General features: G+C 49.1%; 9 protein-coding genes. 3 read left to right on the top strand and 6 right to left on the bottom strand.

Going from position 1 to position 16,610, the window contains the following annotated elements:
- Positions 1–81: 81 nt before the first annotated feature.
- The 4 genes from AC1XUF_RS08195 to AC1XUF_RS08180 all read right to left on the bottom strand — a co-directional run bounded on the left by AC1XUF_RS08195 (position 82) and on the right by AC1XUF_RS08180 (position 9,376).
- Positions 82–4,515, bottom strand: a complete 4,434-nt coding sequence (locus AC1XUF_RS08195) for a CusA/CzcA family heavy metal efflux RND transporter (RefSeq protein WP_483341197.1) — start codon at positions 4,513–4,515, stop codon at positions 82–84.
- 82 nt (positions 4,516–4,597) lie between these two features.
- Positions 4,598–4,915, bottom strand: coding sequence for a DUF6660 family protein (locus AC1XUF_RS08190; RefSeq protein WP_483341196.1), 318 nt, complete (start codon positions 4,913–4,915; stop codon positions 4,598–4,600).
- A gap of 37 nt (positions 4,916–4,952) precedes the next feature.
- Positions 4,953–8,483, bottom strand: a complete 3,531-nt coding sequence (locus AC1XUF_RS08185) for a M1 family aminopeptidase (protein WP_483341195.1) — start codon at positions 8,481–8,483, stop codon at positions 4,953–4,955.
- The gene (locus AC1XUF_RS08180) at positions 8,477–9,376 is read right to left on the bottom strand and encodes an ABC transporter ATP-binding protein (protein WP_483341194.1); all 900 of its coding nucleotides are present in this window, start codon (positions 9,374–9,376) and stop codon (positions 8,477–8,479) included. The genes AC1XUF_RS08185 and AC1XUF_RS08180 overlap by 7 nt, the downstream gene beginning before the upstream one ends.
- 201 nt (positions 9,377–9,577) lie before the next feature.
- On the opposite strand from AC1XUF_RS08180, the gene AC1XUF_RS08175 reads away from it, so the two are divergent.
- Together AC1XUF_RS08175 and AC1XUF_RS08170 are read left to right on the top strand one after the other, a co-directional pair.
- Positions 9,578–11,095 carry a sensor histidine kinase gene (locus AC1XUF_RS08175; RefSeq protein ID WP_483341193.1) on the top strand — a complete coding sequence of 506 codons (1,518 nt, stop codon included), beginning with the start codon at positions 9,578–9,580 and terminating at the stop codon, positions 11,093–11,095.
- A complete protein-coding gene (locus AC1XUF_RS08170; RefSeq protein ID WP_483341192.1) occupies positions 11,070–11,804 on the top strand; it encodes a LytR/AlgR family response regulator transcription factor in 735 nt (244 codons plus the stop codon). Before AC1XUF_RS08175 ends, AC1XUF_RS08170 begins: the two co-directional genes overlap by 26 nt.
- On the opposite strand, the gene AC1XUF_RS08165 is transcribed toward AC1XUF_RS08170, so the two are convergent.
- On the bottom strand, positions 11,790–14,498 hold the full coding sequence (locus AC1XUF_RS08165; protein ID WP_483341191.1) for an ABC transporter permease: 2,709 nt from the start codon (positions 14,496–14,498) through the stop codon (positions 11,790–11,792). The two genes, AC1XUF_RS08170 and AC1XUF_RS08165, sit on opposite strands and share 15 nt — an antisense overlap.
- Complete coding sequence (locus tag AC1XUF_RS08160) at positions 14,495–14,827, bottom strand: PadR family transcriptional regulator (RefSeq protein ID WP_483341190.1); 333 nt, start codon at positions 14,825–14,827, stop codon at positions 14,495–14,497. Before AC1XUF_RS08160 ends, AC1XUF_RS08165 begins: the two co-directional genes overlap by 4 nt.
- A 286-nt stretch (positions 14,828–15,113) precedes the next feature.
- On the opposite strand from AC1XUF_RS08160, the gene AC1XUF_RS08155 reads away from it, so the two are divergent.
- Positions 15,114–16,601 carry a serine hydrolase gene (locus AC1XUF_RS08155; protein ID WP_483341189.1) on the top strand — a complete coding sequence of 496 codons (1,488 nt, stop codon included), beginning with the start codon at positions 15,114–15,116 and terminating at the stop codon, positions 16,599–16,601.
- The last annotated feature ends 9 nt before the right edge of the window (positions 16,602–16,610 follow it).

Below are 16,610 nucleotides of genomic sequence, written 5' to 3'. Positions count from 1 at the left end.
AAGGCATTGTGCCGAGCCAGTGGCGTCCTTCGACCGTCGGGCGGCCCCATGCGCTCAGGTCGGCAATGTTACTTGCTGCTACTACCTTTTATTGGCCAGAAATTCAATTTCAATCACCGCTTCGTTATACGACCCAAGCAAATCAAGATACCGCTCTTTGATGTGCAGTGCCCGGTTAAGCGCCTGTGAAAATTCGACATATCCGATTTCTCCTGCTTCATAAGCTTTGGTTGCATTGTTGCGGATCGCATCAGCCAGTACCAGCGTTTTTTGTTCATATAAATTCAGGCTTTCGCTGGCGCTCTGATAAGTTTCTAACGCTTGTTGATAAGCGCTGCTGAGCTGCAGGGCTGAATTCTCCAATTGCGCGCGCCCCACTTTTTCGCTGATTTCAGAAGCTTTTACCCTCGCTTTTGGTGCCGCATTGAAAATGGGTATCGACACACCAAAATGAAATCCCTGAAATCTTTTCCCCGCACCATAGTAAACCTCATTGCCAGTGGTATTCTGGAATCCAATCAACGACTGGTTGAAATAACCGACGGTAAAATCGGGCAGGAGGCTTGTCCGGAGCAATTCAGTTGACTTTTGTTCAATGATGATCTGCCGGTGCAGGTATTGTAGGTAAGGATTTTCTGCTAGTCCTGACGTGTCCATGGCCATTCCTTCCAGACGTCGTTTTACAAGCGTGTCGGTTGCGGGTTCGATCAGATCATTACTGTAAATGAATGTCTGCAATTGCTTTTGCAGGTTGCGTTTTTCACCACGGTTTTGCAGGATCTGCGTTTCTATCTCTCCCTGGGCACTTTGGGCAACTGATACTTCCAGTTGATTGGCCTCGCCGGTTTGATACCTGAGTTCCGCAGCTTTCATAAATCGCCCTGCCCTTTGGTTTTCTTCCGATAACAGTTTCTCCTTTTCGCGGATCAGGACCAAACTGTAGTAAGTGCTTTTGACCTGTCGTACCAACTCCGCTCTGCTCAGTTCCAGCTTCGCCTGCGTACCCCTCACCTGTTCCGAAAGCAACTCCCGGCGTCTGGCCGCTACTTTCGGATGGTGAAAGGTTTGAGATAGATTGAACTGGTTGTCGAATTTCCGGCTGTTGTATTGTCCGCCCATCCATGAAATGTCGGTTTTGGGCATATCCACCGCAGTTCCGGTCAGTACTTTCTGATAATCGACCTGGTATACACCCGCTTTGATTTCCGGATTCCTGGTCGTCGCTTCGCTGATGGCTTGTTCCAGCGAAATTTTCCGGGCCGGCGGCGTGTTTTCGGGAGTCTGTCCGACCACCGGCACACAGGTTCCTGCGGAAAGCAGCATCAGTAAAACCATTGATCGAATAACCGGCTTCGTCGCGAACCGCTTTTCTATCAGAACATACAAAACCGGCAGCACCAGCAAGGTCAGCAAAGTAGCCGATACCAACCCTCCTATGACCACGGTCGCCAGCGGCCTTTGCACCTCCGCGCCCGAGCTGGAGGACAATGCCATTGGCAGGAAACCCAGCGAGGCCACCAGCGCAGTGACCAGCACAGGTCGTAATCGTGTTTCCGTGCCTTGAAAAATGACCGTTCTGATGTCCTTTTCTCCTTCTTTGCGTAAAAAATTAAACTCTGCGATCAGGACGATCCCATTTAAAACCGCTACGCCGAAAAGCGCAATGAAGCCGATACCTGCGGATATACTGAAAGGCATATCCCTGAGCCACAACGCGATAATCCCCCCGATCGCCGACAATGGAATGGCCGTCAAAATCAAAAGGCTCTGCCGGAGTGAGTTGAAAGTGAAATAGAGCAGGATAAAAATCAGCAGCAGTGCAATCGGTACCGCAATGCCCAGGCGCTTATTGCCTTCCTGTAAATTTTCAAACTGTCCGCCATAGGTGGCGTAGTAACCTGTGGGCAGCTTTATCTGGCTGTCCATTTTTGCCTGAATTTCTTTCACCACGCTCTCAACATCCCGGCCACGGACGTTGAAAGCGACGGTGATCCTTCGTTTGGTATCCTCGCGCTGGATCTGATTGGCGCCGGTTTTCATTTCAATATTTGCAATCTGGTTCAAGGGTACCTGGTGGCCGTTCGGCGAAGTCACAAACAATGCGCTGAGATCATCCTGTGTCCTGCGGCTGGAACTGGCGAGGCGGACCACGAGCTCAAACCTTTTTTCCCCCTCGTAGACCAACCCAGCGCTGCTTCCGGCAAAAGCCGTACTGATGGCACGGTTGGCCTGTTCGATGCTGATACCAAACGTGGCCAGACGCGCCCTGTCAAAAGTGACCACCATTTGCGGTAGACCACTGATCTCTTCCACATACAGATCCTGCACGCCGGGTACCGATCGCGCAAGCTTGCCGACTTTACCGGCTTGCCTGGCCAGCACGTCCAGGTCTTCCCCGAAAATTTTGATCGCCACATCCTGTTTAACGCCGGTCATCAGCTCATTAAAACGCATCTGGATCGGCTGCTGAAAACCAAATGTGACCCCAGGAATATGTTCTGTGAGCATCGCCTGCATTTTACCGGCCAGCTCTTCCCGGCTGGAAGCTTTGGCCCAGGCGGATCTTTCTTTTAAGATCACCATCACGTCGCCCGCTTCGACAGGCATCGGGTCCGTCGGGATTTCGGAGGTGCCTATCTTGCCGACTACCTCAATCACTTCGTCTGGGAAATTTTTATTGATTAAGCCTGCTGCTTTCTGTGCGGCATCGATGGTTTCTGAAAGCGAACTTCCCGTCAGCAGGCGCATTTCTATGGCAAAATCGCCTTCGTCCAGTTGCGGGATAAACTCACCGCCCAGATGCAGGAACATCCATAAACTAAGACCAAACAGTCCAAATGCGCCGCCGACAACGATAAGCCGCCGACGCAGTGCGAAATCCAGGGCCGGTAGGTAAAGCTTGTGGAAAAAAGCCATGATCTTATCGGAAACATGGGTTTTCGGAGTGGTTTCTTTACTGAGAAACAGCGAGGAAACCATGGGTATGTAGGTCAGTGAGAGTATAAATGCGCCCAAAATTGCAAAACTCACCGTCTGCGCCATCGGGCGGAACATTTTGCCCTCGATACCTACCAAAGCCAGGATCGGCAGGTACACGATCAGGATGATGATCTCACCGAACGCAGCCGAATTCCTGATTTTTGAAGCAGATTCGTATACCTCGGAATCCATTTCCTGTTGCGACAGCCGCTGTTGCGACAACCGCTGTTGCGACAGCCGCTGCTGCGACAGGTCGCGCTTATATTTTTTCCCGACAATATGGTGAAGCGTAGCCTCGACAATAATCACAGCCCCGTCGACAATCAGCCCGAAATCAATGGCGCCGAGGCTCATCAGGTTGCCCGAAACGCCGAAAAGATTCATCATGCTTACTGCAAAAAGCATCGCCAGCGGTATCACCGATGCGACTATCAGCCCGGCCCGAAGGTTGCCTAACAACAGGATCAGCACGAAAACGACAATTAACGCGCCTTCGATCAGGTTTCTGGACACGGTGTGGATCGCGTTGTTAACCAGTTTGGTGCGGTCGAGGAACGGTTCGATCACGACACCTTCAGGCAGGGATTTGCGGATCTGGGCAATACGGTCTTTTACATTCCCGATCACTTTGGAAGAATTGGCACCTTTTAGCATTAAAACAAGGCCGCCCACTACTTCGCCTTCGTCGTTGCGTGTCATCGCCCCATATCGTACAGCGCTGCCAAATTGCACGGTCGCAATGTCGCGCACCAAAACCGGAAGTCCGTTTGAAGTAGTTTTGACCTGAATTTTTTCAATGTCCTGCAAACTTCCGATGAGCCCTTCGCTCCGGATAAAGTACGCATTGGGTTTTTTGTCGATATAGGCCCCGCCGGTGTTCTGGTTATTTTGTTCCAGTGCATCGAAGATCTCGCTCATCGAGATCTGGGCGCTTCTCAGTTTGAAAGGATCAATCGCGATTTCATATTGTTTCAGGAACCCTCCAAAACTGCTGACATCCGCAACCCCTTCGGTACCCAGTAGTTGCCGGCGCACGATCCAGTCCTGGATGCTTCTGAGCTCCATCGGCGGGTACTTATTTTCAAAACCTTTTTTGGTATGCAGCACATACTGATAAATCTCTCCCAAACCGGTCGTAACGGGAGCGAGATCTGGCGAGCCTACGCCGGCAGGTATCTGCTCGATAGCACCCTTGAGGCGTTCGGAGACCTGTTGCCGGGCCCAGTAAACGTCAATCTGATCTTTAAAAACAATGGTAACGACCGATAACCCGAAACGGGAAATGGAGCGGATCTCCTCAATATTGGGTATCGTCGCCATGGAAGTTTCCACAGGGAAAGTGACGAGACGCTCTACTTCCTGAGCGGCAAGTGAAGGACTGGTGGTGATCACCTGGACCTGGTTATTGGTAATGTCAGGCACGGCGTCGATGGGAAGCTGTGTAAGCGAGTAGCCTCCACAAACCAGCAGTGCGAGCGTGAAAATGCCAATAACGAGCTTATTGTGAATGGAAAAATGAATGATTTTATCTAACATCAGAATCTGGCTAGCGTGTACGAATAAGCCAATCACCACGTCGGGAAGACGCGGTCAAAAGCCACCAAAAAATACAGTTATGCTAGATCCTGGGCGGTTGCCAGATGGAAGTTAAATCGCCGCTATTTTTGCCTGGGGTGTAGGCAAAATTAATTTCTTTAAAAAGAATAAAAGTCGATACGGGCAGCGCTGAGGCAATTTCCGCTTGAAGTGTAATTCCTGCGCAACAGCTGCAGACGCAAAATGGCGAACAAAGGTCGGGGTCGGCAGGGTGGGGAAGGTCGCTGGCCGAAACGGAACTTGTCGAATCGTGCGAAGCCATGGCTACCTCATCCTGACAGGGAATGAAAGAAAGCATTACGGTGTAAAGTGCCAAAAAAACAAGGGCCAGTCGCATCATGTCGCAAATCTAATGTAAATGGACGTGCAACAGGGAGTCAAAAAGTGGAAATATGATCTTCCTTATTATCATCCAATACATACCCGTAAGGATCCACAGCAACCGCTTTCGGTTTTTTGTTCAAGACCAATTCTATAACAGTCTGTGCCTTGGTAATGTGGTACTTATGAAAATAAATCGGCCGGTCAGCCGGGTTTCTATGCGCAACTTCCTCTCCGAAAACGGCAATATCAATCAGATCATCGGGTTGCAGTTGCTTGGGTTTTGAACCTGTCTGATCCGTTTTTTGGACAGAAACCAGCAACCTGAGCCTGAACTTTCCCTTGCCAATTGATTGATTGGAGAGTACTTTGATGCGGTTATCGTAAACAACTACTTTTTTCAGATGCTGATCGATCCATGTTTTTTCAAGAGGAGTTGCATTTTGATTTAACTCATCAATGAAATCACCCGCGGACGGTTTTTTATGGGGGTAAGAAAAGTGGGCAACCAGATTTTTGAGCGCATTGTTCACGCGTTTTTCTCCCAAAGCTTCCCGGATCGCATACATAGCCAATCCGCCTTTTTGATAATGGACAAAAGGCTGACCCCATGTTTGATACAGTGGCTGCTCCTTTTTTCCAGCCGCATTCCTCAAATCGAAATACAGTTGGTTATCGATCTGCAAGTATTCCTTTAAACGCTCTTTTCCATCATGCTTTTCCGCGACCATCGCTTCTGTATACTTGGCGAGCGATTCGGTCAGCAGTGCGTAGCCGGGGCCGGTTTGCGGACGGATTTGACTGGCCCACCATTGATGCGCAGTTTCATGTACCGTGGTGGCATAAACGAAATTGAAACGGGTACTATCGTCAGAATTGATCAGGAAATTAAATTTTTCATTGCTGAAAATAACGCCGGGATAAGCCGTCGCCGAGCCGGGATAGGCCGGGATTTCGGCCAGCGTGAGGGTTTTGAGCTGATATGGACTGAATTCAGCATGTCCGTAATCAATAGCATTTTTCATTCCCTGCATGATAGTGGACAGATTCTGCGTTTGCCCGGGCTGGTAAAAAACCTGGAATGTGATACCATTGTGCGTTTCTTTCCTTACAGCATATCGCATACTGCTTAAAGCCAGCATGAATGCAACAGGCCGCTCAGTTTTGTAATGAAAATAGCTTCTGTTGCCTGATTTCCATGATTTTTGCAGGGTGCCGACTGTTACCACTTGCTGGTCTGCCTGGGTTGATATGATATTTTCAAAATCAATCAGATGGTAGCGATGATCGGTTTCGCCTGGCGTTGTTTGTGGTGCTAGCCCATTCTCTTTTCTGACCCATGGATCATCCAATTCAAGACCGTCGTTGTAACCAAAAGAAGGCAGGTATTTTTCCAGCTCAATGTAACTGCCATTGCTTACAACTGAATTTTCGCTGTCAAAAGGCCGGAAACCGGAACGGGTCACTTCCAGAGAAAAACGGACGAGCATTTCGGACCCGGGCATCAGCGGTTTTTTAAGTTCATAAATGCACTGATTGAACTCCCCGTCTACTGTTTTTCGAAGGGAACCCGGGATTTGTAAATCAAAAGAAGTCACTCCCGGGTCAATGCCGAGCCATAGTTTGGAAATCGCATTTTCAGACTCGTTTTTTATCCTGTAAGATCCAGTTACTGAATATTTTTGGTCTTCGGGGTAAATGTCTGTTCTGAGTTTGACAGCAATTATCGCAGGCTGCGTGATCGCCTCAGCGGACTTGTATTTTTGTTCATACCGTTTTTGCCATGGAATGTCTCTGGCACCAATGCCACCGGAATTGATGCCTTTGCTTTTTTGGATAATATAAAAACCAGTGCAGAGCATCAGCAGCAAACCAGAGAGTGCAGCGATTTTCGAAGCCGCATTCCACGATTGTAAACCGGCCCTGATCCGTTGCCACCAGGTATCGTGTGTTCCGTCTGGCCACCACCGGGAAGCGAAAAGGCCGAGCAGACAAGCTAGAATTGCCCAGAACAGCATGTACCCGTTAAAGGCTTTGGTGTAATGTCCGAAACCATTGATCGTGGAATAGACGAGCGCGGGTGCTGAGCCAAATCGCAGCAGAGCGTGATCGATGCCAAGCATTTTGCCGAAAATAGCAGCCCCCAGAATAGCCATGCTTAATAGCATGCCAAGGTACTTATTTGGAATAACGGATTGAATAAAAATGATCAGTACCGCGAACAAAAGCAGCTGGAAACCACTGTAATAGAAGAGTGAAAGGTAAGGTAAAAACGCAATGTGCCGATAGCCGGCGATCAACTGAAACGAGAGTCCGGTAATCACATTGCAACTGATCAGCACCGCGATCAATGCCGCCAGAGTTCCTGTTTTTGCCAGGAAAAGAATTGCATGGGGCATAGGCGAAGAGAAAACCAGTGCCTGCATCCTCGTCACATGCTCCCGATGGACGAGCTCAGAAGCATAAAACACAAGCAGCAGCAGCGCCAGCCGCACCGGCAGCAATTGTTCGATCACCATTGCCGTGGTTGCATGAAAACGAATGCCATAAGGGCCGTGGAAAAGATTTTCCTTTAACTCGGTCGCATACAGAAACATCCAGAGGGCTACGAGGGCTAGGAAATGCTGCTGCCTGAACAGAGACGCCAGTTCCAGGCGTAATTGTGAGAGGAGGGCAGAGGCAAAATACCCGGATCCCGATGTCCGTGGAGCTATAGGTCTGTATGGCACCTTCTCCCATACCCTGGTTGTGATTTTGGATTTGAGCGCCCGTCTGGAAGCGCTTGAGCCAAACCTGAAATGCCTGTAACTGAGCGTAATCACAAGGAAAGCAATAGCCGTCCAAAACAACCGGTTTCCGAGGAAAGCACCTTTGAGCGGATACAGGTCGTGGTTCCGTCGCCATACCGGCCATTTTTTGGTTTCGCTAAAAAAGGCCGTCAGCCCGAATGGATCTGCCAGCACCGACAACAGGTTTGGGCCTCCGGGCTTCAAGGCGGAAGTGGCCATTAACGGGGAGTTGCCGAAAATGGAGGCGGTAAAATAGAGAATAAAAAGAAATACCCCCGCTACATACACTGCCCTCACATTTTGCGTCCACATGGCCGCTGCAAAAATGAAGCTGCTGCAAAACAGCGCATTGGGCAATCCGAAGAATAGCAATGGTTGCAAATAATACAGCATTTGTGACCCGCCCTGCTGGCCTTGTGATAATAACAGGGAGCCGGCAAAGATCCCAAGAACTGCAATGCCTGTGATGAAGGAAACCGATAGCAGCAATCCGGCCAGCTTGATGCTAAAATAAGCACTTTTGCTGATGCCGGTTGGGAAAATCAGAGCATCCGTGTGCCAGGATCTGTCCCTGAGCACTACGTTAGCACAGAAAAGCGCAGCCACGAAGATCATGAAAATTGACAGCAGACCAATGATGAAATTGATCACATACGGTCCGTTTTTAAATACTTCGGCTCCCCCGAAACTGCCCTGGGTCATTAGCATGCCAAGACCGAAAAACAAAATTGCGGTAGCGTGGAAGGTAATTTGTTTGACATGATAACTCAGTTCAAAACGCAGGAGGGACGCTAGCATACCGACTGTTCCTTTCCCGGCCTCTGGGTGCCGAACAGGGTAGAGAAGTAAACATCTTCGAGGCTGGGGTTCACGATTTCGAAACCGGTATCCGGCCGGGCATCGGAAAGGATACGAACCTGGGTCCGGCCGCCCATAAACCGCGCCGAGATCACATTGCTGCTTTCCTGCAAAATAGCCAGGGCTTCTTTGGTCACCGTTTTTTGCCATACCTGGCCGCTCAGTTTTTCGGCCAGTGTGCCTGGCTTGCCTTTTAAAATGAGCTTGCCCTGGACCAGCACGGCCATTTCGGGGCACAGATCGCGTACGTCCTCTACAATGTGAGTGGATAGTAAAACCACCACCTGCTCGCCGATTTCACTCAGCCGGTCATGAAACCGGTTGCGTTCCAGCGGGTCGAGCCCCGCAGTGGGTTCGTCGGCAATGATCAGCTGAGGGTTACCCAGCAAAGCCTGCGCAATGCCAAAACGCTGCCGCATGCCGCCCGAAAAGGTACTGACAGCCCGTTTCCTGTTTTCGTACAGGTTGGTTTGCTGCAGCAATGCCGCTACTTGCTCCCTACGGTCATTTTTGTGCGTAATTCCTTTTAATACAGCCAGATGTTCCAGTAATTCTGCAGCGGAAATTTTGGGATAAACACCAAAATCCTGTGGAAGATAGCCAAGGCGGCTCCTCAGAAAATGCGGGTCCTGCCGGATATCAGTTCCATCGAACAGTACCTTTCCGCTGGTGGGATAGAGTAATGTGGCGAGTATTTTCATCAGCGAGGATTTCCCGGCGCCGTTGGGTCCCAATAATCCGAACATGCCGTTGCCGATTGCCAGGGAAACGTTATCCAGCGCCTTTACGCCATTGGGGTAGGTTTTGGTAAGTTGAGTGATTTCTAGCCGCATTGGATATGTATTTTGAGAAAGTATCCTCAAAAGTGTGTTTGCCGGCACTGGTTACCAATGAATGATGCGTTGAGCGCCGAATCCCGTGACCAACGTTCAACAAACCTGGATCAAAGGGATTTTTGACCAATATCACCGAAAAAGGCACTTTCGTCATTCTTATTTGGCGGGCAGCTTTATTGGCAGTTTCTTTAATACCCTATGATCAAATGGCTTCAAAAAATAAGGCTTTACCCCGATAAGCTGGACTTCTTTTTATACCTCGGACTGTTACTATGGGTTGCGATTGTGGCGAATCTGGATGGGGGCGGGGGCAGCTGGCATCGGTACGGTGGTTTTGTGTCGGCACTCCTTATTTCTCAATTACCGGTATTCCTGTTTGCCTGGAAAAAGGAGGACTGGAGAAGGAAAGCCCCGCCCCAACAATACCGCAGGTACTGGGCCGCATGCTTTGGGATTTACCTTCCTGTGCTGGCGCTCGGCAGTAGCATGATGCTCGACAGGGAGACAGAAGTACGGGAAATTGTGCTGTCGGGGGCGGTTTGCACATGGGGTTTGGAAATGCTCCTTGTCGCCAATCAGTATTATGCCCGGCGGGTATCCACTGCTCAGTGGATCCAAAAGCTAAGCCTGGAAAAAGCAATTTTCATTTCCCTCACGTTTATTGCCCTGATGCTATCTGCCATGGCGGTTTCCAGCCTGGACAATCCGCTTTATCACACGAAAGAGCAATTACTGATTGGTTTTGAATTTAATCTTTTCAAGGTACTGTCCAGGTTCGGTACCTTCCTGATTTACTCGGTACAATTGCTTTTGATGTACCTCTGCGGTTATTTTTTCTTTCTGGTCAATAGCCGGATATTGGTAGCCAGCGTGCTGAAGCAGAAAGGGCTATTGCTGTATGTATTGAGTTCCCTGGCTGTGGTCGGTATTTTTTACCCGGCGATCGGGCAATTGCTGGCGATACTTCCTTTTAGCAAACAACTGGGCGGTGTTTTTTCGCAAAATCCTTTTGTCTGGGAAAATGCTTTTGGGGCGATCATCATCATGCTGGTCAGCCTGCCGGTGTTGCTGGTGGCCAACTGGTCCAGACAAAACGCGCTAATTGTCGCTTTGGAAAAAGAAAAGGCGCAAGCTGAGCTGGACCTGCTCAAACAGCAGCTCAATCCCCATTTCTTTTTCAATACCCTCAATAACCTCTACGCTTTGAGCTTGCAGCAATCGCAGGAGACGCCAGAAGTGATCCTGCAATTGTCTGATCTGATGCGTTATGTGATTTACAAAGCCAAAGAGCCTAGTGTCAAAATCGAAGATGAGGTACGATACCTGCGGGATTATCTTCAATTGCAGTCGATCCGCCTGAAGGAAAAATCTGACCTTCGGTTTGATGTCGAGATGGGCGATGAAAGTTTCGCCATTGCGCCGCTGCTGCTGATCGTCTTGATCGAAAACGCGTTTAAACATGGCATCGAGCTGGCGGAACCCCATGCATTTTTGCACATTCTAGTAAAAACAGAGAACCAAAAACTGTACTTCTCCTGCGAAAACTCTTTCGGGCATCAGCCGGAGAATCACGCGGGAATTGGGCTGGGTAACCTGCAAAAGCGCCTGGATTTGCTGTATCCCGGCAAACACCGGCTTCAAATCAGAAAAGAAAACCTTATTTTCAGGGCCGAACTGGAATTGGAAAGTTATGCTTATGCGTTGCCTGATCGTTGATGATGAACCACTTGCGCATGAAGTGATCCTCGCTTACGTGGCGGATGTCCCTTTCCTTGAGATTGCGGGGCAGTGCTATCTGGCCACGGAGGCGCTGGTTTTTCTGAATAACCAAACCGTGGACCTGATTTTCCTGGACATCCGCATGCCCAAACTGAACGGGCTCGAATTCATCCGGACATTGCAGCAACGCCCGCTGATCATCGTTACCTCAGCCCACGAAGAGCACGCCCTGGAGAGTTTTGACCTGGAGGTGTGCGATTATCTCCTGAAGCCTTTTCGTTTTGACCGGTTCCTGAAAGCCGCGAACCGGGCATGGACGCAGTTTAATTTGCGCAAACAAACCATTGCTCCAAAACCGGTCATAGCCACAACTAAATCACTTTCGGAGCCTGCCCAGCTGTATGTTAAGTCAGACAAAAGGCTGGTGAAAGTACAGTTGGACGAAGTGTGTTATCTGGAAAGTATGGGTAACTATGTGAAAGTCTGGGTCGAACAAAAGTTCATACTTACGCCGCGGACATTAAGCAGTTTCGAAGACCAGCTGCCTGCGGATGCGTTCATCCGTATTCACAAATCCTTCATCCTCAACAAAAAATTCATCCATTACCTGGAAGGAAATGTGGTCCATCTCAAAAACGGAAAGGAGCTGCCCGTCGGGAAAAATTACAGGCAGCTCCTTTCCAACAGTTCATTACTCACTTCGTAAGCTTTTGATCGGGTTAACAAGCGCGGCTTTGACGGTATGAAAACCGACCGTCAGCATCGTGATTGCAACAGCCGCCAGCGCAACGCCCGCAAATACCCAGACACTTAATTCAATACGCTCAGGATAGTTGGCAAGCCACTGCTGCATCCCGAACCAGGCAAGTGGAATCGAAATCGCTAACGCAATCAGCACGAGTTTGACAAAATCATTGGACAATACCAAAATGATATTGGGGATACTAGCGCCCATTACCTTGCGGATGCCGATTTCCTTGGTACGCTGCTCGATCACCATCAGCGCAATTGCAAAAAGCCCGAGGCAGGAAAGAAATATGGCGATTCCGGAGGCCAGACTGCATATTTGAGACATTTGCCTCTCATTTTCGTACCAGCCGTCCACATTTTCATCGAGGAAGCTTCCGATAAATTCGGATTCTGGCGCTACCTGCTTCCATACATTTTTCATTTTGTCCATCGCGCTTTCCAAATTTTGAGGGGTTACCCGCACCAAAATATAATAAATGGATTCCGAGCCTGAAATGTGCATGGTCAAAGGCCGGCGCTCGTCGGCAAGCGAATAAACCTGGAAATCGGGCACCACACCTATGATCTGTGATTTGGCGCCGGTACTATCCGAATCGTCGCCCAGAAACAGTCCTACAGGATCCTTTTCTCCCATCATTTTTGCCATGCTCTCGGAGATAATGACCCTGTTGGAAGAGTCGGCGGCGAAAGACCTGTCGAAATCCCGGCCAGATTTCAGTTTAATTTTCAATGTTTTCAAATAGTCGAAATCTACCAGCAGCCAGTCTGTTTCAACATCTTTTCCTTTGTATTTAAAACCAACCACCGACCTTGAACTTACCCGGTCTTTCCCGCGGCCGAGGTTAACGCCCGTTCCGGCTATGGATATGATCGAAGGATCGTTGGCGAGCGTATTGCGCATCCGGGCCAGTACCTGCCGACCGTTCAGCTGGTTACCGACGGGAATACTGATCACCTGTTCTTTCTGAAAACCGAGCGGCATGGACTGCATATGGTCCACCTGCTGCATCGCGATAATGGTACAGCAAACTAATAAAGTTGAAATTGCAAACTGGGTTACGATCAGCGAGTTGCGTAAAAATCCGGGCTTTTTCATCGACAGTTTCCCTTTGAGGACTTCCACCGCATTAAACTGCGCCATTTGCCAGGCGGGATAACCTCCGGCTGCGAGCGTGACGATAGCGAAAATGCCGAATATCAGCGCAACAAAACCCGGTTGCAGCATCATGTCAAATTTCATTTTCGAATTAAAAGCTGCGTTGAATGCGGGAAGAGCGGCGTAAGTCAGGAAAATTCCGGTCAAAAAGCCAACCAGGCAGATCGCCGTCGTTTCACCCCAGATCTGGACAAAGAGCTGTTTTTTTAATGCGCCCAGTGATTTGCGGACGCCCACTTCACGGGCGCGGGTGAAGGAACGGGCGATACTGAGATTGATGAAATTGATGCAGGCGATCAGGAGAATAAAAACGGCGATTGCCAGAAGCGTGTACACGACCGCGATCGGCGTGCCTTTTCGGCCCGAGATCTCCCGGTCGAAATGAACTTTGGACAGGTTTTGTAGCCGGAGCGCGAAAATGTCTCCCATCTGGTCGGGTTTCGCACCTTGTTTCGTCAGTTCGCCTATCCTTCCGGCGAAATACTTCCCGGTAAAAGCCTTGAGCCTGGTTTCAATGGATGACTGACTCACATGCGTAGACAATTTGACGAATAATTCATGTGAATTGGCGCTCCAGTTGTCTTTGTCGCTGGCATAGTTGCCGGCGTTTTTAATCCGGATCAGTGCATCGTATTGGATAGAGGAATTGGAAGGAATATCCTCTGTGACTCCGGTTACCACATACCGTTTCAGGTTGATGCCGCTGCCGACCATGACAGTTTTACCTATGGGCTCCTCTTTTCCAAAGATATCGTCGGCCATATTCCGGCTGATGACCATGCTGCTCAGGTTGTTGAGCACGCTCGCTTTATTTCCCTGAATCAGCTTAAAGGAAAACATGTCAAAAAAATCGGGATCGGTCATCACGACCATTTTATCGAAATATTTTCCATTGTATTCAATGGCACTTTTTCTGCCCGACATGATGCGTGCCGCCGCTTCGATTTCCGGGAAATCTGCTTTTAACGCCGATTGCAGCGGCAGCGGCACGTTACCGTCCCGAACTGTACCGCCAGGATCATTGCTCACAAAATAGGTTTTGAAAATCCGGTCGCGGTCCTCATGGAAAGAATCGAATGTCAGCTGTAAATAAGAGATCAGGAACAGGAACACGCAGATGCAAAATGCAACCGAAAGCCCGGTTACATTCACGGCCGTGTAGCCTTTGCTTTTCCAAAGGTTGCGAAATGCGATTTTGAGGTAATTACGCAGCATGTCGGGATGAAGAAAAAAGGGTGATGGATATGGATTGGGAGTTTTGTTTTTTCTGGACTGAGTTGCCGCCTTCCGGGTCAGGAAATAAGGGCGCACAAACTTTAAAGTTTCGATCATGTATTTTTGGCGGGCCTTTCTCTCGCCGTTTCCGGCCAGTTCTTCCAGGAATTGCTCGTGGAGGTCACCCAATAATTCTTCGGTCAGGTCGGGCGGGCAAACGGTACGCAGGAGGCGTTCGGGCCATTTTGGCGGTTGCGGGGATTGAGACAGCTGTTTCATTTGGAAGCGAGGGTCACGCCTGGAATGGCACTGTACAGTTCATTGCGTACCTGCCGGATATTGTCGAGCATCTGTCTGCCCGGGGCAGTGATCCGGAACATCCTCTTTCGCCTTCCGCCGCGCGAGGCGGTTGCGCCGCCCAGTTCCGAGCTGAGTAATCCTTTTTCCTCCAGCCGGTATAATGCCACATGCACACCGCTCAAGCTGATGGCCCGGCCTGTTCGCTGCTGCAGTTCGGACACGATATTCAGCCCGTAAGCGCTGCCTTCCAAAACGGCGGTCGCAAGCAGGACTAATTCCTCAAATTCACCCAGGTATGATCTCTCCATTTTACAGCGTACAGGGAAGGTTTTATTTCTCTGTTATTTGCTAAACAAATAGTGTGCCAAAAATGAAAAATGCTGATTAGGCTGAATAGAGGCAGTTTTTTTTGTTTTATGATGTCCGGGAGTGGACACTCGTTGTACGGTGATGAACTGATGGAGGTAAGAGTCTGTCCGTTAGCGAACAGCAGGCGAATTTGGACATTAAATTAAATTGTTGATTATCAAGACAATAAAATTTTGGTACGCTATTTACGATGGTTATCGTAGTTAGCTTTTTATTTAAACCTCTATGAAACGATCTACGTTATTTTTTATCTTCCTTTTTGCCGGAATCTGCCGGCAGGTTTCCGCTCAGACCAATAGGCTCGATAGCCTTTTTACTCAGTTGTACAATGATCATCGTCTGAATGGTAATGTCTTGGTTGCGGATCAGGGAAGGGTTATTTACAAAAAGTCGTTCGGTTATGCGGATGGGGACCGGCATATTTTGAACAGCGATTCGACCCGGTTTCAGCTCGCCTCGATTGGTAAAACTTTTACCGCGGTAGCGATTCTGCAGTTAGCCGAAAAAGGGAAAATACGCCTTGATAATCAGGTGGTTACCTATCTTCCCGAATTTCCTTTTCCAAATATTACAGTACGGCACCTGCTTTCGCATACTTCCGGCTTGCCCGATCTGCAAATATTCGATCCATACGTAGCCGGGCAGCCCGATCTGATCGTAGACAACAAGCTCTTGATCCCTGCATTGAAAAGATCTGGAAAATTGCTTTTTGAGCCGGGAGAAAGGTGGAGCTATTCTAATCCGGGTTATTGCGTACTTGCTCTGGTGATCGAGAAGGTGGCCAGATTGCCGTTTAAGGACTATCTGAGGCAACATATCTGGAAGCCAGCTTCCATGAACAATACCTACCCATTTTCCATTCCAAGAACTTCGAAGGACAAATTCCGGGCGGAAAGCTATCAAATGCCTATCTATTCCTATCAGTTGCAAAAAGTAGATACCATGAAACGGTTCAAAGCATTGCTCGTTAATTTTGGTGGGCTGGAGGGACTTGGATTTATAGCTAGCACTGCCTATGATCTCCTGCATTTTGATCAGGCGTTACACCAAGGCAAGCTGCTGAAATCCGCGACACTTGACGAGGCTTATGCCCCGGTTCAGTTAAAAAATGGCCAAAGCGCAGTTGTCGAGCCGGGTAAGCTTTCCTTTGGATTGGGCTGGTTTATTTTTAATGATATGTCGAAAGGCAGGGTTGTCATGCACTCCGGCTCGATACCTGGCGGAGCAACGATCTTTTTGAGAAACATTACTACCCGGCAAACTGTAATCGTGCTGGACAATGCCGAGAGTGACGGGCTGCATCTGACCGGAGAAAATGCCCTGAATTTACTTCTGGGCAGATCACTGGTACCCCAGAAAAAATCATTGGTGAAAGTTTATGTCACAGACCTGCTGAAAGAGGGAACAGATTACGCCGCCGCTCATTTGCACGAGCTGAAGCCGGATACTGCCGCATACCGGTTTTCTTCGGGAGAGCTGGATTATGCGGCCCGGCAATTGAACGCAAACGGATACAAGGAGCAGTCATTGGAAACTTCCAAATTATTGACGTTCCTTGATCCGGTCGCGTGGCAGCCCTATAACAGCTACGCTGAGTTGCTGATGAGCAATCATAAGCCTAAAGAAGCCAAAATGATGTTCAGGAAATCGTTATCCATCAATCCTGAAAATCATTTTGCCAAGGATATGCTCAAAAAGCTATCCTCGGAATGAGGTTGCTTG

This window comes from Dyadobacter sp. HNCC25DJ185 (assembly GCF_056895195.1).
This window is presented reverse-complemented; position numbering and strand designations above follow the sequence as displayed.